This window comes from Longispora urticae, assembly GCF_053902585.1.
This window is the reverse complement of the sequence record NZ_JAQZSH010000028.1, coordinates 205,581-223,661: the sequence shown is the minus strand read 5'-3', so window position 1 is coordinate 223,661 and position 18,081 is coordinate 205,581. Positions and strand designations below refer to the sequence as shown.

Below are 18,081 nucleotides of genomic sequence, written 5' to 3'. Positions count from 1 at the left end.
GGTGCCGGTCAGGCCGGGTCGAGCAGCGGGATGCGGCCCGCGTCGACCAGGTCGAGGACCCGGGCCGCGCCGCCGAGCGCCGCCGCGCTGTGCCCGAGTGTGGAGGCGGTCAGCACCGCCCCGCCCGCGTCGGGCGCGACCACCCCCGACCCGAGTTCCGTGCGGGCGGCGGGGAGCAGCCAGGGGGCGAGGGGCACGTAGTACCCGCCGAGCACGACGATCTCGGGGTTGAGGAGGTTCGCCAGCACCGACAGGCCGAGGCCCAGCCGGGTGCCGGCCAGCTCCAGGGCCGCCAGGACCTGCCGGTCACCCGCCCCGGCCCGGGTCACCAGGTCGGCCACGGCCGTCGTGAGGTGCTCCGGCGTCGGCGGCGGCCCGTCGCCCGCGGCCCCGATCAGCGCCGCCAGTCCCACCACGGACTCCAGGCAACCGCGCCGCCCGCACCCGCACCGGGGACCGTCCGGCACCACCGGCACGTGGCCGATCTCCCCCGAGTAGCCCCGGAAGCCGCGCAGCGGCCTGCCCCCGGCGATGATGCCCGCGCCGATGCCGACCTCGCCCGTCAGGTACACCAGGTCCGGGGTGCCGGCGTGCGGCCCGTAGCGGTGCTCGGCGGCCACGCCCAGGTTCGCGTCGTTGTCGACCAGCACGTCGACCGTGCCGCCGAGCGCCCGGTGCAGGTCGGCGCGCAGGTCCACGTCGCGCCAGCCGAGGTTCGGCGCGAGGTGCACGACGCCGGCAGCGTCGATCAGCCCCGGCACCCCGACCGTCACGCCCAGGACCCGCCGCCCGTCGGCGGTCATCCGCGCGATCACCCGCCGGGCCAGCGCGGCCAGCGCGGCCGTGCCCCGGGCCGGCCCGCCGGTGCCGTCGAAGGTCCGGCGCCAGGACAGCAGCCGGTGGCCGCCCACGTCGACCGCGACGGCCGCCAGGTAGTCGGCGTTGATCTCCATCCCGACCGCCGCGTACGGGCTGCCGTCGACGACCAGCATCGTCGCCGGCCGGCCGATCCGGTTCTCCGTCACCCCGGTCTCGCGGAGCAGCCTGCGGTCGAGCAGATCGGTGACGAGACTGGAGACGGTGGCCTTGTTCAGCCCGGTCGCGGCGGCGATGTCGGCCCGGGAACAGGGGGAGTGCGCGCGCACGAACCGCAGGACCACCACCAGGTTGGTCGTCCGGACATCGGCGACGTCGGCCGGCCGGGGCACGGACTGGTGGGTGATCACGGGCCCACTCTAGCGGCCGTTGACACCGGCGCGCGCCCGACTTAAGTTGGGAGTCTAAACTAATTCGGAGGTCGTCATGGCACTGGAACCGACACCGGGGGACAAGTTCTCGTTCGGCCTGTGGACCGTCGGCTGGCAGGCCCGCGACCCGTTCGGCGACGCCACCCGCCCGGCCCTCGACCCCGTCGAGTCCGTGCACCGCCTCGCCGACCTCGGCGCCTACGGGATCACGTTCCACGACGACGACCTCATCCCGTTCGGCTGCTCCGACGGAGACCGCTTCGGGCACATCGCCCGGTTCCGCAAGGCCCTCGACGAGACCGGCCTCGTCGTGCCGATGGCCACCACGAACCTGTTCACCCACCCGGTGTTCAAGGACGGCGCGCTGACCAGCAACGACCGGAGCGTCCGGCGGTACGCGCTCCGCAAGGTCATGCGCAACCTCGACCTCGCCGCCGAACTGGGCGCGCACACCTACGTGTTCTGGGGCGGCCGGGAGGGCTCGGAGACCGACGCGGCCAAGGACGTCGGGGCGGCCCTCGACCGGTACCGCGAGGCCCTCGACACCCTCGCCGCCTACACCGTCGAACGCGGCTACGACATGCGGTTCGCCCTGGAACCCAAGCCCAACGAGCCGCGCGGCGACATCCTGCTGCCCACCATCGGGCACGCCCTGGCCTTCGCGTCGACCCTGGAACACCACGCGATGGTCGGCGTGAACCCGGAGGTCGGCCACGAGCAGATGGCCGGGCTGAACTTCGTGCACGGCGTGGCGCAGGCCCTCTGGCAGGGGAAACTGTTCCACATCGACCTCAACGGGCAGCGGGGGATCCGGTTCGACCAGGACCTGGTGTTCGGGCACGGGGACGTGCTGAGCGCGTTCTTCCTGGTGGATCTGCTGGAGCACGGGGGGCTGGGCGGGGTGGCCGCGCCCGGCCCGGTCTACGACGGCCCCCGGCACTTCGACTACAAGCCGGGCCGCACGGAGGACACCGCCGGCGTCTGGGCCTCCGCCGCCGCCAACATGCGCACCTACCTCCTGCTCCGCGAACGCGCCCGCGCCTTCCGGGCCGACCCGGAGGTCCGCGCCGCCCTCGCCGCCAGCCGCGTCCCCGAACTGGCCGTCCCCACCCTCGACCCCGGCGAGACCCATGCCGACCTGCTCGCCGACCGCACCGCCTGGGAGGACTTCGACCCCGACAAGACCGCACTCGCGGGGTACGCCTACACCCAGCTCGAACAACTCGCCGTCGAACACCTGCTCGGCGCGCGATGACCCTCGTCGCCGGGGTCGACTCCTCCACCCAGTCCTGCAAGGTCCTCGTCGTGGACGCCGACACGGGGGCGGTGGTCCGGTCGGGCCGGGCGCCGCACCCGGACGGCACCGAGGTGCACCCGGACGCCTGGTGGGCGGCCCTGGACCGGGCGGTCCGCGCCGCCGGCGGCCTCGACGACTGCGCGGCGGTGGCCGTCGCCGCGCAGCAGCACGGCATGGTGTGCCTGGACGACTCCGGCGACGTCGTCCGCCCGGCGCTGCTGTGGAACGACACCCGGTCCGCCGGCGCCGCCCGCGACCTGGTGGCCGAACTCGGCGGACCGGCCGCCTGGGCCGACGCCGTCGGCAGTGTGCCGGTCGCCTCGTTCACCGTCACGAAACTCCGCTGGCTCGCCGAACACGAACCTCTCGCGGCCCGGCGCACCGCGGCCGTCTGCCTGCCGCACGACTGGCTCACCTGGCGGCTCGGCGGCCGGGCGGAGCTCACCACGGACCGGGGCGACGCGAGCGGTACCGGGTACTACGCCGCGGCCACCGGCGGCTACCGGCCCGACCTCGCGGCCCTGGCTCTGGGGCATGCCCCGGGGCTGCCCCGGGTGCTGGGGCCGGCGGAGTCCCCGGGATGCACCGGATCCGGGGGGCGGCACGGTTCCGGCGGCCCGGGCGGTTCCGGGGCCACGGGCGGTTCCGGCGGCCCGGGTGGCTTCGAGGCGCGGCGCGGTTCCGGCGGCCAGGGTGGCTCAGGTGGCCCCCGGGCGCGGCGCGGTTCCGGCGGCCCGCTCGATTCCGGGCCGCCCCCTCCCGGACTCCTGCTCCGTCCGGGGATCCCGCTCGGCCCCGGCACAGGCGACAACGCGGCGGCGGCCCTCGGCCTGGGCGCCCGCCCCGGCGACGTCATCGTCTCCATCGGCACGTCCGGCACCGCGTTCGCCGTCTCCGACACCCCCACCGCCGACCCGACCGGGGCCGTCGCCGGATTCGCCGACGCCACCGGCCGGCACCTGCCCCTGGTCTGCACCCTCAACGCCGCCCGGGTCCTGGACGCCGCCGGCACCCTCCTCGGCGTCGACCACGCCACACTCTCCGACCTGGCGCTGTCCGCCCCGCCCGGGGCCGGCGGCCTGGTCCTCGTCCCGTACCTCGAAGGCGAACGCACCCCCGACCGCCCGCACGCCACCGGCACCGTGCACGGCCTGACCCTGGCCACCGCCACCCCGGCGCACCTGGCCCGCGCCGCCATCGAGGGCATGTTGTGCGGACTGGCCGACGCGCTCGACGCCCTGGTCGCGTGCGGGGTCCGCGTGGACCGGGTACTGCTGACCGGCGGCGGGGCGGCCTCGGAGGCGGTACGCCGGATCGCCCCCGCCGTCCTCGGCCGGCCGGTGATCGTGCCGACCCCGGGGGAGTACGTGGCGGTCGGCGCGGCCCGGCAGGCGGCATGGACCCTGTCCGGGGCCCCGACCGCACCGTCCTGGCCGGACCACGGCTCCCGACGCTACGAGGCGGACGCCACCGCGGACGTCCGGCACCGGTACGCGGAGGTCCGCGACCTCGGGTAGTCCGCCGGTCCGGCCCCGGACGCGGGCGACGTGCGGAGGCCCACGCGCACGGCCCCCGAGGATCCCGGCCCCAGACGCCGCGCGGAGTCACAGGTGCGCGGGGGCCGTGCACTCGAACCGCCTGCGGGGACCTCGACCACACATCCGGGTGACGGGCGAAGTCGACGTCGCGCGGACGTCCGCGGACGTGGGTGGCCCGCGCGGATTCCCGGCTCCGGCGGCGCGGGCGCTGAAGGCCAGGCTGGATGCCCGACGCAGGTGGCGCGGAGGGCGGGGCCGGGTCCGGCCCGTTTGAGCGGCAACCCGGACGGGTACCGGGGCCCCGGGCCTCCGAACGCCGCACCGGCGAAGGGCCCCCTGTGCTCCGTGTCGGAAAGGCGGACCCGTGACCCTGGCCGCAGTCCTGTCCGCACTGCTCGTCGGCATCGTCGTCGGGGTGGTGGAGCGCCTGGCGCTGCCGGGCCACCGGTACGTCCCGACCTGGGTCACCATGCTGATCGGGGCCCTCGCGGCGGTGATCGGAACGGTGATCGTCCGGGGCCTGGGCCTCGCGGAGACCCGGGGCGTGGCGACCGTGGAGGTCGTCGTCCAGCTGGTGCTCGCCGCCGGCTGCGTCGCCCTCGCGGTGGCGGTCTCCAGCAGACGCGCCGGCCGCTGACAACCCTGCGGAGCCGGTCCAAGGTCGTCGGAGCCGGAGCCGGAGCCGGAGCCGGAGCCGGAGCCCGAGCCCGAGCCCGAGCCGCGTTCGCGATGCGCGCCCTGCGGACGTCGCTCGCCACCCACGGCGAGGCGGCAGCCGCCGGCGGATACGCCGGGCGTCAACGCCCGTTCGGATACCGGGCCCAGTCGCCTGATGCCAAGCCACAGTCGCTACCGAGCCTCCGGGCCGGCCGGAACGTGCCTACCGAGCGGAGTGCGCCTACCGAGGCCGGCGGGCCGGCCGGAGTGCGCCTACCGAGGCCGGCGGGCCGGGCCTACTCGCCAGTTTCGACACTCTCCGTCACTATTCCATGGCACAGTGTTCCGGGAGCCCCGTGCCGTGCGGGGGAGAGTGCCAGGGGGCGCCATGACGACCGGGACGGTGCGTTGGTTCAACGCCGAACGGGGCTTCGGTTTCATCCGCCCCGACGAGGGGCCGGACGTGTTCGCCTACTCCACGGCGATCACCGACGAGGATCTGCCGACCCTGCGCGAGGACCAGCGGGTGGAGTTCCGGGTCGTGCGCGGCCCGACGGGCCTCCTCGCCGACCGGGTCCGACTCCTCTGACCGGGCTCTCCCGGGTCTGACCCGCGCCCCGCACGTCCGGCCGGCACCCGCACAGCGCCCTCCGAAACCCGATGATCAAGCCCAAACCACTCATCCGAGTACGCCCGGCACCGCACGGCACGGCCCGCCCCGGCCCGCCCCGGCACGGCGCGGCCCGCCCCGCCCCGGCACGGCGCGGCGTGGCACGGCGCGGCGCGGCGTGGCACGGCGCGGCCCTGTCCAGGTCGCGGGAGGGGGCGACGACCCGGCGGCCCCAGGGCGCGGTTCTGGAGGTCGCGGGCGCGGGAGGAGGAGGTCCCGGGGCGGGACGAGGGCGTCCCGGGAGCGGGAACCCGGCGGCGCGGGTGTGAGAACCGGTCGGGCCGGGTAGCTGATGAGGGCACCGGACAGCCTAGGAGGCGCAACGCACATGACGAACCCATCAGTGAACGCCTGGAACTACGGTCCCGACTCCGGCTATCCCGGCTCGCAGGCCACCCTGGTCGGCTACCACGTGGAGGCCACCGACGGCTCCATCGGCAAGATCGACGAGGCCACCACGGAGGCCGACTCCAGCTTCATCGTCGTGGACACCGGCCCCTGGATCTTCGGCCACCGCGTCCTCCTCCCGGCCGGCATCATCGAGCGCGTCGACCCGACGGACGAGAAGGTCTACGTCAGCCGCAGCCGCGACGAGATCAAGGCCGCCCCCGACTACGACCCGACCCACCGCGACCACCCCGAGTACCGCCACAACACCACCCGGCACTACTACGGCGAGGGCCGCTAGGCCCGTCGCCGGGTCCCGGATGGCGAGGGCCGCGAGCCGGCCCCCGAAGTGGAGGAGAGCACCATGACCACCGACAACGCGCTGGACCTGACCACACTCGCCGGTTACGAGGCCCTCGGCCGGGACGCCAAACTCGGCCAGGTGAGCACCCGCACCGGATCCGTGGGCCCGGACCTGCTGGTAGTCGACATGGAAGTGGAGGCGGCGGGCTCGGAGGTCGCCTTCCCGCGCACCGCGATCCTCGACGTCGACGACGAGGCCGGCACCGTGTCGCTGGACGCGACGAGCGGCTCGGTGCGCGACCTGCCCGGGTACGACGCGCTCCGCCCGCAGGACGTCCCCGCCGTCGTGGTGACGGGCCCGTTCGACGGGATGGATCCCCGCCGGGGCAGCGCCTGACCGACGGCCGGTCGGCCCTACCAAGCCCGCCTCCAAGCCCGCCTCGGCCGAGCAGGGATCCCGCCGAGCCCGCCCCGGTCAAGCCCGCGCCGATCAAGCAGCCCAGGTCAATCCCGGTCCGGTCAAGCCGGGTCCTGCCAAGCCCGCCTCGGCCAAGCAGGGTCCGGCCACGCCCGGTCCGGCCAAGCCCGCCTCGGCCAACATGCCCGCCTCGGCCAAGCAGGGTCCGGCCACGCCCACCCTGATCAAGCCCGGTCCGATCAAGCCCGGTCTGGCCACCGCCCGCGCGTCACGGCCCGCGCGTTTCAGACCGCGCGCCGCTGCCCGGGCTGACCGCAGGTCCACCGGACCACGTCACTATTCACCACGTCACTTCTCGCGGAGTCTGCGCGACACCTCCTCCGCGACCCGTCGTTGCAGGTCCGCCAGCTCCTCGTTGGTGAGCGTCCTCGGGTCGCCGACCGGCGGGGGCGCCTGCGCGGCGGGCTTCGTGCCGCACCGGATGGGCCGGCCGTCGGCGGTCTTCAGACAGGTGGCCTCGGGACCCTGGAGCTGGCCGTTGCCCACCACCCGGTACCGCAGGGCCTGCTCGCTGCCCGTCGTCGCCACCCAGCTGTCGCCGCCCGTCGGGATGACCTCGAACACGGTGTCCTGGTTGTAGCAGCACACGTCGGGGTAGTCGGCCTTGATCCGCGCGATGATGGCCTGGGGTGAGGCCCAGGTGGGGTCCAGCCGGTACACCGTCATGGGGGCCAGGCCCGGTCCGGAGTGCTGGGCGGGCACCGAGGACACGGCGACGACGGAGCTGGCCGAGCCGGGCGGGGTCAGCGGGGTCACGTACACCGGGCCGCTGTGGTCGGCGCGGTTGAGGGTGAACTCCGAGGCGTTGTCGTCGTTGGCCCCGTCGTCGGAGGCGTCCCAGCCGGCCCGTTCGAACCACCAGTCCGCGAAGCCGTGCAGGCCGTGGGTGGCCTCGCGCTGGCGTTTGGCGAGACTGATCGGGTACGTCGGCCCGGGGATGCCCTTCGTGTCCGTGGTGACCGTGACGGTGCCGGTCCGTCCGTCGTACACCGCGACGCCGGCCGGGCGTTCGGTGACGACGAGGATGCCGACCTGCCGTTTGAGGGGGACGACGACCTTGGGGACGTCGCCGTCGCAGTACACGTAGGCGTCGGAGTCCTCGAAGGTGACCCAGCGCTGGTGTCCGGAGATCAGCCGGCCGAGATTGTGGCCGAACGCGCCGCCGATCCGCGCGTCGGCCGCCGGGTCGAACCGGCACTTCTGCGCGTCGTGGCCCCGGCCCTCGACGGCGATCACCTGGGTGACGCCCACCTCGTACCCCGCGAGCCAGCCGCGCCGCTCCACGAGGGTGGCGAACCGGTTGACGTCCGGCAGGTAGGTCACGTCGGAGATGTCGCCGGGCACGTCCCCGAGGGTGGGGCCGGCCTGAGCCTTGCCGACCAGGTACGGAGCGCGGGGCTCCAGGTCCGGCAGGCGGGTGCCGGTGACGACGGTGGCCGAGGCCGCGTACGTCCGGTCCTGGTCGTAGTCGGTGTGCGTGATCCACCAGGCGGCCACGCCGAGCCCGACGAGCAGGCCGAGCAGGCCGACGGTGCGGACCGCGCCGGGGCGGCCGGCCTCCGAACGGCGGGCGGCGACGGAGCGCACGAGCCAGGCGGGCAGCCCGGCGCACGCCGCGACCACCAGCGCGGCGGCCAGGAACGGCACGAACTTGCGCACCTCCCAGACCACGAGGGTCGAGTAGTAGGTGCTCAGCCAGCAGACGAGGGCGACGAGGAGCGCGGACGGGATCCCCAGCCAGAGCAGGGGCGGGGCGGGACGGGAGGCCACAGCGGTCCTTTCTGGACGAAGGTGTCTCTTCGAGTATGCCGAGGGGCCGGCCGCCCCGACAGGGGGCCAGTTTCGCGGCGACCGCGCGGACGCGTACCCGGAAAAGGGGTCTGAGACCCGTAGTACTTCTGAGCTACGCCACAGGTGAGCTCCGCGGTGGGACGCGGACCACGGGTCATGATCCATAGCTTCGTTCCGGAACACTCCGGTACGGAAGGACCTACCCACCCATGGCGTCCCGCCCCCTGCGCGTCCTGCTCGCCGCGCTCGTCACCGCCGCCGTCGCGGTGCCCACCTCGGCCGCCGCGAGCCCGTCCGCCGTCCCCGCGCCGACCCCGACCGCCCTCGCCCCGGTGCCGGCGGCGACCCGCGACGCCCTGCAGGCCCGCTACGCCGCCACCCGCGCGGACATCCTCGCCGCCGCCGTCATGGCGGAGCAGCACGGGGACCGGCGGCGCGCCACCTCGCTGCGGGCCCTGGCCGACCCGGCGCGGCAGCTGCTGTCCTTCGACGGACGCGACGGCGGCCGCTCGGTCGAGGTGTTCGGCGACCTGGCCGGCGCGGAGCGGATCGCGGTCCTGGTCCCGGGCTCCGACACCACCCTCGACCTGTACGGCCGGTTCCGGGGCGGCGCGACCCGGCTCGCCGCGGAACTGGGCGAGGGGTCCGCCGTCGTCGCCTGGCTCGGCTACCGCACCCCGGCGACGGTCAGCCTCCAGGCGGTGACCACCGACCGGGCGGACGCGGCGGCCCCCGACCTGCGCGCCTTCGTCCAGGAGCTGGCGGCGGCCCGACCCGGCGCGACGATCTCCCTGCTCTGCCACTCCTACGGCTCCGTCGTCTGCGCCCGGGCCGCGGCGGACCTGCCGGTCGAGGACATCGTCCTGTACGGCAGCCCCGGCACCGGCTTCCCCGACGCCGCCGCCCTGCGGACCCCGGCCACGATCTGGGCGGGCCGGGGCTCCGACGACTGGATCGACCGGGTGCCGCACCTCGCGATCGGACTGCCGTTCGTGACCGTCGGGTTCGGCGCCGACCCGGTCTCCCCGGCCTTCGGGGCCCGGATCTTCGACGCGGGCGACGCCGGCCACAGCGGGTATCTGCGCGCGGGCTCGGTGTCGCTGCGCGCAATGGCCCGGATCGTCGCGGGCGGTTCCATGAGCCCGGGGCTGCCGGCGGGAGCGGCCCGATGACCTCGACCGCCCGGATCCGCCGGCACCCGGATGCGCCGGCAACCCCAGCTTCGGCAGCACCAGCACCAGCACCAGCCCGACCAGCACCAGCCCGACCAGCGCCGGCATGCCCAGCACAGGCACGCCGCGCCCCGGCAGCACCGCCCCCGGCAGGCCCAGCCCCGGCCCGATCTGCCCTGGCAGGAACAGCCCCGGCCCGCCCCACACCGGCAGGCATATCCCAGACCGGACCACCGCCCTCCGGAGGTCGCGGCTGGCGCGCCCTCGCCCGCCGGATCGACGCCGCCACCCCACCCACCCGCGACCGCGCCACCGACGCCCTCCGGGCCCTCGCCATCCTCGGCGTCGTCCTCGGCCACTGGCTGGTCACGGCCCTGGTCACCGACAGCGGCACCGTGCACGCCTCCAGCCCCCTGTGGCACATGCCCCAGCTGGCCCCCGCCTCGTGGCTGTTCCAGACCCTGGCCGTGTTCTTCCTGGTCGGCGGCCACGTCGGCTCCCGCAGCCTCGCCGCGGCCCGGGCCCGGGGCACCACCTACCACCGCTGGCTCGGCGTCCGGATGGCGCGCCTGTTCCGCCCGGTGGCCGCCGTGCTGGCCGTCTGGGCCGTGGTGGTCGTGGTGCTCCTCGGCTCCGGGGTCGACCAGAAGTCCGTGTACGCCCTGGGCAAGCTGGTGCTCTCGCCCCTCTGGTTCCTGCTGGTCCTCGCCGGCCTGACCGCGCTCACCCCGCTGGTCGCCCGGCTGCACCCGGCCTGGCCGCTGGCCGTCGTGGCCGGAGTGGACCTGGTCCGGTTCGGCCTCGACGGGCCCGCCTGGCTCGGCTGGGCCAACGTGGCGGCCGCCTGGCTGGTCCCGTACTGCCTGGGCGCCGCCTGGGCCCGGGGTCTGCCACGGGCCACCGGCAGGGAACTGCTGTTCGGCGGGGCGGCGGCCACCGCGGCACTCGTGCTGTGGGCCGGCTACCCGGCGGCCATGGTCGGCGTGCCCGGCGCGGAGATCTCGAACCTGCACCCGCCGACCCTGGCGGCCGTCACGTTCGGCCTCGCCCAGTGCGGCGCGGCCCTCCTGCTCCTCGGACCCCTCCGACGGGTACTGCGCCGCCCCGCCGCCTGGGCCGCCGTCGCGCTGGTCAACCTGTCCGCGATGACGATCTTCCTCTGGCACCAGACGGCCATGATCGCGGTCACCGCCACCGGCCTGTTGACGGGCGCGGCGCTGCCCGGCCTGCACACTGTTCCCGACGGCCCCGGCTGGGTGTTCGCCCGGCTGGCCTGGCTGCCCGTGTTCGCCGCGGTGCTGGTCGTGTGCTGGGCGGCGTTCCGTACCCAGGAGAGGGGTGCCCGTGGCCCCGCCTCCGGCCGAGCCTAGGGTGGATCTTGTGACGTGGGGGGTGCGACGACTGGTGGCGGCCGCGCTGACCCCGTTCCGTGCCCTGCGCGAGGACCTGTGGACCACGGCCCTCGACCCGCTCCCACGGAGGGCCGGCACCCGGTTCCTGGCCCGGCTGCCGCACGTCCTCGTCGTCCTGTTCGGGGTGGGCGCCCTCATCGGCGAGGCCCTGGAGATCGCCTCCCATCGGGCGGGGCGCGAGATGGACACGGGCATGGCGCTCGCCGGGGGCATGGCCATCGCCCTCATGGTCGCGATGTTCCGGCCGGTCCTCGCCTGGTGGGCGGTGACCCTGCTGATGGTCGTCGGTGCCCGGTACATGGAGGCGTCCGCCGGGGTGGTCTCCTTCCCGATCCCGTTCCCGGGCGGCTCGGCGAACCCGCCGTTCCCGTGGACCTACGCGGGCCTCGTCACGCACGCCGGGGTGATGTTCCTGCTGGCGTTGCGGGTCCGCCTCCGGGCCGCGATCACGGCGCTGGTGATCAGCGTGCTGGCCGGGCAGGCGTGCGTCACCTTCGGCCTCGGCGGGCACAAGACCGACGTCGGGCTGGCCGCCGTGGTCCTGGGCACGGCCGTCCTGGTCGGCACGGCGCTGCGCGGCCGGCGGGTGGCCCGCGCCGAACTCGTCGCGCAGGCCGAACTCACCGCCGGGGAACGCGCCCGGCGCACCCTGCTGGAGGAACGCGGCCGGATCGCCCGCGAACTGCACGACGTCGTCGCCCACCACATGTCCGTCATCTCCATCCAGGCCCAGGTCGCCCCGCACCTGGTCGAGAACCCGTCGGACGAGCTGCGCGCCAACCTCGCCGGCATCCGGGAGAACGCCGTGGCGGCCCTCAACGAACTGCGCCGCGTGCTGGGGGTGCTGCGCTCGGAGGACACGCCCGCCGAGGACGCCCCGCAGCCCGACCTCGCCCGGCTCGACGAGCTCCTCGACAACGTCCGCACCGCCGGGCTCACGGTCACCGCCGCCACCACCGGCGAGCCGCGCCCGTTGCCGCCGGGCGTGGAGCTGTCGGCGTACCGGATCGTGCAGGAGGCGCTCAGCAACGTCCTCCGGCACGCCCCCGGAGCGACCGCCCACGTGCTCGTCTACCACGATCCCTCGGGGCTGATCGTCCGCGTCACCAACACCCCGCCGGCCCGGCCCGGACCGCCGCCGGACGGCGAGAGCCACGGGCTGCTCGGGATGCGGGAACGCACCGCGATGCTGGGCGGCGAGCTCGCCACCGGACCGACCCCCGACGGCGGTTACCAGGTGACCGCGAACCTGCCCACGACTGCCCCCGAGGACGCCCCGTGACGACCATCCGCGTGCTGATCGCCGACGACCAGATGATGGTCCGCCAGGGCTTCACGGTCCTCCTCAACGCGGAACCCGGCATCGAGGTCGTCGGCCAGGCCGTGGACGGGCTCGACGCCGTCGCCCAGGTCGCCGAACTCGCCCCGGACGTCGTCCTGATGGACATCCGGATGCCCGTGCTCGGCGGCATCGAGGCCACCCGCCGGATCACCGCGCCCGCCGACTCGACGGTCAAGGTCCTCGTGCTGACGACCTTCGACCTCGACGAGTACGTGTACGAGGCGCTGCGCGCGGGCGCCTCCGGGTTCCTCCTCAAGGACGCCTCCGCCGCCGAACTCGCCCAGGCCGTCCGGGTCGTGGCCGCCGGGGACGCCCTGCTCGCGCCGAACATCACCAAGCGCCTGATCGCCGAGTTCTCCCGGATCGCGGGCGCGCCGCGGGTCCCGCTCAAGGACCGGGTCGGCGACCTCACCGAACGCGAGACGGAGGTGCTGTCGTTGATCGCGCAGGGCCTGTCGAACGCGGAGATCGCCGCGAGCCTGGTGGTGGCGGAGCAGACCGTGAAGACGCACGTCAGCCGGATCCTCGTCAAGCTCGGGCTGCGGGACCGGACCCAGGCGGCGGTGTTCGCGTACGAGACGGGCCTGGTCCGCCCCACCGGCTACTGACCGACCGGCCCCCGGCCACCGTCACCGGCGCGCCCGGTCGCCGTCCGGGGGAGTCGCCGGCCGTTTCGCCGAATCCCCCTCCCGCCCGGTGACGGACGGTTAGGCTCCGTACCCGTGGAGGCACTGCTGACGGGCAGCCGGCCGACGGTGGACGACCGCGCCCCGGACGGCTAGACGTGCGGCGGGCGTACCTGCTGGTGTCCGTCGGCCTGATCGCCGCGTACCCCCTGCTGCCCCGCGACGGCCGGACCGCCGCGCTCCTCCTCGTGACCTGCTCCGCGATCCTGCCGGTCACGGTCGGCCTGCTGCGGGCCCGTCCCGTCGACCGCCGGCCGTGGCGGCTGCTGCTCGCGGCGCTCGTGGTGCTCAACCTCGGCAACCTGACCCGGCAGCTCACCGACGAGGTCCTCGCCGGCCGGGTGTTCGACGCGGTCGGCAACGCGCTGATGCTGGCCGCCGCCGTCGCCGTGGTGATCCGGCGCGGCCGCAACGACGTCGGCGGCATGATCGACACGATCATCGTGTCCGCGACGCTCGGCGGCCTGCTGTGGGACGTGGTGCTGCTGCCCCGGATCGCCGGTCGGCACCCGGCGGCGGAGGCCTCGACGTTCGCGACCGTGTTCATCCTCGCCGGGGTACTCGGCGCCCTGGTCCGGCTGCTCCAGACGGCCGGCGAACCGATCCCCGCGCTGTGGATGCTGGTGGCGGCCCTGGGCCTGTCCCTCACCGGCAACGTCGTCCTGGAGCTGCACGACACCGGCTGGGTCGCGGTCGGCGCGGAGCTGATGTTCATGGCCGCGTACGTCGCCCTCGGGCTCTTCGGCCTCGACGGTTCCGCGCACCGGCTGGCCCGGCTCGGCCAGGCCCCCGACGACACGCTCACCCCGGGCCGGCTGGCGTTCCTCGGCGGAGCGCTGGCCGCGTTGCCCCTGGTCGGCGGCGGCCGGCAACTGCTGGGCGAGCCGGTGGACGGCCTGCTGCTCGTCGCGGGCGCGGCGTCGATCACCCCGCTGGTGATGTGGCGGATCGGCCGGCTGTCCGCCCAGCGGGCCCGGGCCGAACAGGCGTTGCGCTACCAGGCCGCCCACGACCCCCTGACCGGCCTGCCGAACCGCCGCGAGTTCGTCGCCCAGCTCCGGGCCGAACTGCGCCGGCCCGGCGGCTGCGTGGTGCTGTTCTGCGACCTCGACGGTTTCAAGGACGTCAACGACCGGCTCGGCCACCCGATCGGGGACCGGCTGCTCGTGGAGGTCGCCCGCCGGCTGGGCTCGTGCGTGCGGGCCGGCGACCTGGTCAGCCGGTTCGGCGGCGACGAGTTCCTCGTGCTGTTCCGCGACGCCGGCCGGGCGGACGTGGAACGGCTCAGCGCGCGGATCGTCCGGGCCCTGGCGGCGCCGGTGGACCTGGGCGTGGAGCACGTACCGGTCCGGGCGAGCATCGGCGCGGTGATCCGGACGGGTGCCGAGTCCGACGTGGCCGCCGAGGACCTGATCCGCCGCGCCGACGACGCGATGTACACGGCCAAACTGCACCGCGACACCGAACCCGGCGTGCGCGTGGTCTCGCTCTAGAACTCGTCGGGCGTCGTGAGCTTGCGGAAGATGGAGACCTCCGGCTTGCCCTGCGCGCCGGCGCCCTTCATGATCTCGGGGATCTCGCTCTGGCTGGCGAAGAACTCCCGGAACGACTCCTCGGTGGGCCACTCGTCGATGACGACGATCTCCCCGTCGCCGGCGGCGAAGTAGTGGTGGATGGCACCCTTGGTCCTGCCCTCCTCGGCGACCCTGCGCATCTGGTCGGCGTGGCTGCTCGCGTACTGCTCGAGCGCGGCGGGATCGGCTTTCTGGCGCATCATCATGATCACGGACATGGTGAACCTCCCGGAAAAGGTGGTGTCGACCTCAGGGTAGGACCGGAACCGCGAATATTTCGGGCGTATCGTGATATGGGCGAGCGGGCCGCCGGCGGCACGGATGTGAGTGCCGCCGGGCGAGGGTCACGCGGCGCTCACGGCCGCGACGCCAGCCACAGGTCCAGGTTCAGCGCGAAGTCCAGGCCCGCCCGGGTCGCCGGATCCGCGCCGGGCCGGGCCAGCCGTTCCCGCAGCGCGTCGGCGTCCAGGTACGTCCACACCGGAGCGCCCGGCGACGCCAGCAGGTCGGACACCAGGCCCCGCAGCCCCTCGTGGTACCCCGGATCCTGGGTCGTCGGGTACGGCGCCTTCACCCTGCTGACCACGCTCCCCGGCAACAGGTCCGCGACCGCCGCCCGGAGCAGCGACTTCTCCCGTCCGTCGTGGACGTGCTGCGCCCACGGCGCGTTGAACGCGTACTCGACCAGCCGGTGGTCGCAGAACGGCACCCGCACCTCCAGCCCCACCGCCATGCTGAGCCGGTCCTTGCGGTCCAGCAGGTCGGGCAGCCACCGGGTCAGGTGCAGGTGGAACACCTCCCGCATCCGACGCTGGAGCCCGGTCTCGCCCGGTAGCCGGGGCGTCTCGGCGAGGGCCTGCCGGTAGTGGGCGGCCCGGTGGCCGGGGACGTCGAGTTCGGCGGCGACGTCGGGGCGGAGCAGGGCGCGGTACACGCCGCTGTGGCCGGTGAGGTAGCGCCACGGGTAGTCGTCGGCGGCGACGGAGAGGGGCCGGTGGAACCACGGGTACCCGCCGAACACCTCGTCCGCGCTCTCCCCGGACAGCGCGACCGTCACGTGGTCCCGGACGGACCGGAACAGCAGGTACAGCGAGGTATCCATGTCCCCGGTGCCGGGCGCGTCCCGGGCGGCGACGACGGCCCGGCGGTGCCCGGGGTCGGCCAGCGCGGCCGGGTCCAGGACGAGGTCGCGGTGCTCGACGCCGCAGTGCGCCACCACGTCGCGGACGTAGGGGGCGTCGGGCGTGGCCCGCAGCGCGCCGGGAACGAACGCGCCGGTGAAGTCGACGGAGAACGTGCGTAAGGGCTCGGATGCTCCGAGCTGGGCCAACGCGACCAGGGCGCTGGAGTCCAGACCACCGGACAGCAGCGCGCCGAGCGGCACGTCCGCCCCGAGGTGCCGGCGGGTGGTGTCGGCCAGCAGGTCGCGGACGTGGCCGACGGCGGTCGGGGTGTCGTGGGGGTGCGGCCGGGCGCCGAGCCGCCAGTAGGGCCGTTCGCGCGGGCCCGCCCCGTCGACGACCAGCAGGTGGCCGGGCCGCACCTCGCGGACGCCCCGGAACAGCCCGCCGCCGGGGGTGCGCACGGAGGCGAACAGGTCGCGCAGCCCGTCCGGGTCCGGGGTCGGGCGGAGGAGTCCGCTGGCGAACAGGGCCTTGGGCTCGGAGCCGAACAGCACGCCGGTGCCGTGCCGGGCGTAGCTCAGCGGCTTCACGCCGAGCCGGTCGCGGACCAGGGTGAGCCGGCGGCGGGCCGGTTCCCAGACCGCGAAGGCGAACATGCCGTTGAGGCGGGCCGGGGTGTCCTCGCCCCACTCCCGCCAGGCGCGCAGGACGACCTCGGTGTCGGTCGCGGTGCGGAACTTGTGGCCGAGCAGTTCCAGTTCGGCGCGGAGTTCGGTGTGGTTGAACACCTCGCCGTTGTAGCTGAGGGCCAGCAGGGGCTCGTCGCCGTCGTCGGTGACCAGCATGGGCTGGTGGCCCTGTGCCGGGTCGATGACGGCCAGCCGGCGGTGCCCGAGGGCGCAGTGCGGGCCGGACCACACCCCCTCGCCGTCCGGGCCGCGCGCCACCAGGGCGCGGGTCATCGCGGCGACGGTCCGGGCCGCCGCGTCGAGGGGGTGCTCGGGATCGGCCCAGCCCGCGATTCCACACATGACAGGGGTAACCAGATTAAGAACTTTGAGTTATTGGTACCAAATAAATATTTTTGTCTGAAAAGAGAGGTTTACTGTGCGCACCTCCGAACCGGTCGCTATCGTCGGCATGGGATGCCGTTTCCCGGGCGCGTCGAGCCCCGACGAGCTGTGGCGGCTCCTCCTCGACGGCCGCGACGCCGTCACCCCGACCGGCCCCGCCGACCGTGTCGACACCTCGGCGCTCCTGGACCGACGCCCCCGCCAGCCCGGTCGGCTGGTCAGCACCGCGGGCGGATTCCTGGCCGAGCAGCCCTTCGACGCGGCCCGGCACCACGTCACCGAGCGCGAGGCGGCCGCCCTCGACCCGCAGCACAAGGTCCTGCTGGCCACCGCCGCCGACGCGCTCACGGACGCGGGCCTGACCGAGGGCGCGGTCGCCGGCCGGGAGGTCGGGGTGTTCATGGGGCAGAGCACCGGCGAACACTGGGACGCCCACGAGGGCCCCGCCGACATGTACGCCCTCGCCGGCGCCGCCGCCCGCAGCATGGCCTCCGGCCGGATCAGCTACGCCCTCGACCTGCGCGGCCCGTGCGCCACCGTCGACGCGGCCTGTTCCTCGGGCACCCTCGCCGTGCACCTGGCCTGCCAGAGCCTGCGCACCGGCGAGTGCGACACGGTGCTGGCCGGCGGGGTCAGCCTCGTCGGCGGCGTCGACCACACCCTCGGGTACTCCGCCGCCGGCCTGCTCTCGCCCTCCGGCCGGTGCCGGTTCGGCGCGGAGGACGCCGACGGGTTCGTCCGGTCCGACGGGGCGGCCGTGTTCGTCCTCAAACGCCTCGGGCAGGCCGTCCTCGACGGGGACCGGGTGCACGCCGTGATCCTCGGCTCCGCCCAGGCCAGCAAGGGTCGCACCGCCAAGGCGGTCATCGCCCCCTCCGTCGAGGGTTACCTCCAGGTGATCGGCCGCGCCGCCGCCAACGCGGGCGTCACCCCGGACCGGATCGGCTACGTCGAGGCGCACGGCAACGCGGCCCCGGCCGGCGACGCGGTCGAGCTGCAGGCGATCGGGGCGGCGATCGGCGCGCACCGGCCGGTGGGTCAGCCGTGTCTGGTGGGTTCGGTGAAGACGAACCTGGGGCACGCCGAGGCGGCCGGCGGGCTCGCGGGGCTGGTCAAGACGGCCCTGGCGCTGCGGCACCGGACCCTGCCGGCCAGCCTGCACGCCGACCCGCCCACGTCCGCCGTGGACTGGGCGGGGCTGCGGATCGCCCCCGTCACGGAACGGACGCCGTGGCCGCGACCGGGGCCGGCGATCGCGGGCGTGAACACCTACGGCCTGTCCGGCATCTTCGTGCACCTGCTGCTGGGGGAGCCGCCGGCGCGGTGACCG

The 18,081-nt window shown here is 74.9% G+C and carries 16 protein-coding genes; 12 read left to right on the top strand and 4 right to left on the bottom strand.

All coding sequences use genetic code 11. The features are described from left to right. Positions 1 to 8: 8 nt before the first annotated feature. Complete coding sequence (locus PT931_RS18935; RefSeq protein ID WP_456247055.1) at positions 9 to 1,226, bottom strand: ROK family protein; 1,218 nt, start codon at positions 1,224 to 1,226, stop codon at positions 9 to 11. A 76-nt stretch (positions 1,227 to 1,302) separates the two neighbouring features. On the opposite strand from PT931_RS18935, the gene xylA reads away from it, so the two are divergent. The 6 genes from xylA (at position 1,303) to PT931_RS18905 (ending at position 6,496) form a co-directional block, all read left to right on the top strand. Further along, a complete protein-coding gene (xylA, locus tag PT931_RS18930; protein ID WP_456247054.1) occupies positions 1,303 to 2,502 on the top strand; it encodes a xylose isomerase in 1,200 nt (399 codons plus the stop codon). Further along, positions 2,499 to 4,061 carry a xylulokinase gene (locus PT931_RS18925; RefSeq protein WP_456247053.1) on the top strand — a complete coding sequence of 521 codons (1,563 nt, stop codon included), beginning with the start codon at positions 2,499 to 2,501 and terminating at the stop codon, positions 4,059 to 4,061. The genes xylA and PT931_RS18925 overlap by 4 nt, the downstream gene beginning before the upstream one ends. Before the next feature lie 385 nt (positions 4,062 to 4,446). Further along, positions 4,447 to 4,719: a GlsB/YeaQ/YmgE family stress response membrane protein gene (locus PT931_RS18920; protein WP_456247052.1), complete on the top strand. Its 273-nt coding sequence runs from the start codon at positions 4,447 to 4,449 to the stop codon at positions 4,717 to 4,719. A 408-nt stretch (positions 4,720 to 5,127) separates the two neighbouring features. Next, the gene (locus tag PT931_RS18915; RefSeq protein WP_456247051.1) at positions 5,128 to 5,328 is read left to right on the top strand and encodes a cold-shock protein; all 201 of its coding nucleotides are present in this window, start codon (positions 5,128 to 5,130) and stop codon (positions 5,326 to 5,328) included. Positions 5,329 to 5,737: 409 nt separating this feature from the next. Further along, complete coding sequence (locus tag PT931_RS18910; RefSeq protein WP_456247050.1) at positions 5,738 to 6,097, top strand: PRC-barrel domain containing protein; 360 nt, start codon at positions 5,738 to 5,740, stop codon at positions 6,095 to 6,097. A 63-nt stretch (positions 6,098 to 6,160) separates the two neighbouring features. Next, positions 6,161 to 6,496, top strand: a complete 336-nt coding sequence (locus PT931_RS18905; RefSeq protein ID WP_456247049.1) for a hypothetical protein — start codon at positions 6,161 to 6,163, stop codon at positions 6,494 to 6,496. A 369-nt stretch (positions 6,497 to 6,865) separates the two neighbouring features. Here PT931_RS18905 and PT931_RS18900 read toward each other — a convergent pair whose 3' ends face one another. Then, positions 6,866 to 8,347, bottom strand: a complete 1,482-nt coding sequence (locus PT931_RS18900) for a hypothetical protein (RefSeq protein WP_456247048.1) — start codon at positions 8,345 to 8,347, stop codon at positions 6,866 to 6,868. A gap of 230 nt (positions 8,348 to 8,577) precedes the next feature. Between PT931_RS18900 and PT931_RS18895 the strand changes: the two genes are divergently transcribed. The 5 genes from PT931_RS18895 (at position 8,578) to PT931_RS18875 (ending at position 14,473) form a co-directional block, all read left to right on the top strand. Further along, positions 8,578 to 9,540, top strand: a complete 963-nt coding sequence (locus tag PT931_RS18895; protein ID WP_456247047.1) for an alpha/beta hydrolase — start codon at positions 8,578 to 8,580, stop codon at positions 9,538 to 9,540. Between the two features lie 215 nt (positions 9,541 to 9,755). Continuing rightward, positions 9,756 to 10,910: an acyltransferase family protein gene (locus PT931_RS18890; protein WP_456247118.1), complete on the top strand. Its 1,155-nt coding sequence runs from the start codon at positions 9,756 to 9,758 to the stop codon at positions 10,908 to 10,910. A gap of 10 nt (positions 10,911 to 10,920) precedes the next feature. Then, positions 10,921 to 12,234 carry a sensor histidine kinase gene (locus tag PT931_RS18885; protein WP_456247046.1) on the top strand — a complete coding sequence of 438 codons (1,314 nt, stop codon included), beginning with the start codon at positions 10,921 to 10,923 and terminating at the stop codon, positions 12,232 to 12,234. Continuing rightward, complete coding sequence (locus PT931_RS18880; RefSeq protein WP_456247045.1) at positions 12,231 to 12,902, top strand: response regulator; 672 nt, start codon at positions 12,231 to 12,233, stop codon at positions 12,900 to 12,902. Before PT931_RS18885 ends, PT931_RS18880 begins: the two co-directional genes overlap by 4 nt. A gap of 176 nt (positions 12,903 to 13,078) precedes the next feature. Then, a complete protein-coding gene (locus PT931_RS18875; RefSeq protein WP_456247044.1) occupies positions 13,079 to 14,473 on the top strand; it encodes a diguanylate cyclase domain-containing protein in 1,395 nt (464 codons plus the stop codon). Here PT931_RS18875 and PT931_RS18870 read toward each other — a convergent pair. Then, positions 14,470 to 14,772 (bottom strand): hypothetical protein, encoded by a 303-nt coding sequence (locus PT931_RS18870; protein ID WP_456247043.1) that lies wholly within the window; start codon positions 14,770 to 14,772, stop codon positions 14,470 to 14,472. The two genes, PT931_RS18875 and PT931_RS18870, sit on opposite strands and share 4 nt — an antisense overlap. Positions 14,773 to 14,909: 137 nt before the next feature. Further along, the gene (asnB, locus tag PT931_RS18865; protein ID WP_456247042.1) at positions 14,910 to 16,709 is read right to left on the bottom strand and encodes an asparagine synthase (glutamine-hydrolyzing); all 1,800 of its coding nucleotides are present in this window, start codon (positions 16,707 to 16,709) and stop codon (positions 14,910 to 14,912) included. Positions 16,710 to 16,785: 76 nt separating this feature from the next. Between asnB and PT931_RS18860 the strand changes: the two genes are divergently transcribed. Further along, the gene (locus PT931_RS18860) at positions 16,786 to 18,078 is read left to right on the top strand and encodes a beta-ketoacyl [acyl carrier protein] synthase domain-containing protein (RefSeq protein WP_456247041.1); all 1,293 of its coding nucleotides are present in this window, start codon (positions 16,786 to 16,788) and stop codon (positions 18,076 to 18,078) included. Positions 18,079 to 18,081 lie beyond the last annotated feature (3 nt).

Bases quoted from the DNA above. Each gene is read 5' to 3' on its own strand.
- xylA (WP_456247054.1), top strand. From the start codon at position 1,303: ATGGCACTGGAACCGACACCGGGGGACAAGTTCTCGTTCGGCCTGTGG.
- PT931_RS18925 (WP_456247053.1), top strand. From the start codon at position 2,499: ATGACCCTCGTCGCCGGGGTCGACTCCTCCACCCAGTCCTGCAAGGTC.
- PT931_RS18915 (WP_456247051.1), top strand. From the start codon at position 5,128: ATGACGACCGGGACGGTGCGTTGGTTCAACGCCGAACGGGGCTTCGGT.
- PT931_RS18910 (WP_456247050.1), top strand. From the start codon at position 5,738: ATGACGAACCCATCAGTGAACGCCTGGAACTACGGTCCCGACTCCGGC.
- PT931_RS18905 (WP_456247049.1), top strand. From the start codon at position 6,161: ATGACCACCGACAACGCGCTGGACCTGACCACACTCGCCGGTTACGAG.
- PT931_RS18895 (WP_456247047.1), top strand. From the start codon at position 8,578: ATGGCGTCCCGCCCCCTGCGCGTCCTGCTCGCCGCGCTCGTCACCGCC.
- PT931_RS18870 (WP_456247043.1), bottom strand. From the start codon at position 14,772: ATGTCCGTGATCATGATGATGCGCCAGAAAGCCGATCCCGCCGCGCTC.
- asnB (WP_456247042.1), bottom strand. From the start codon at position 16,709: ATGTGTGGAATCGCGGGCTGGGCCGATCCCGAGCACCCCCTCGACGCG.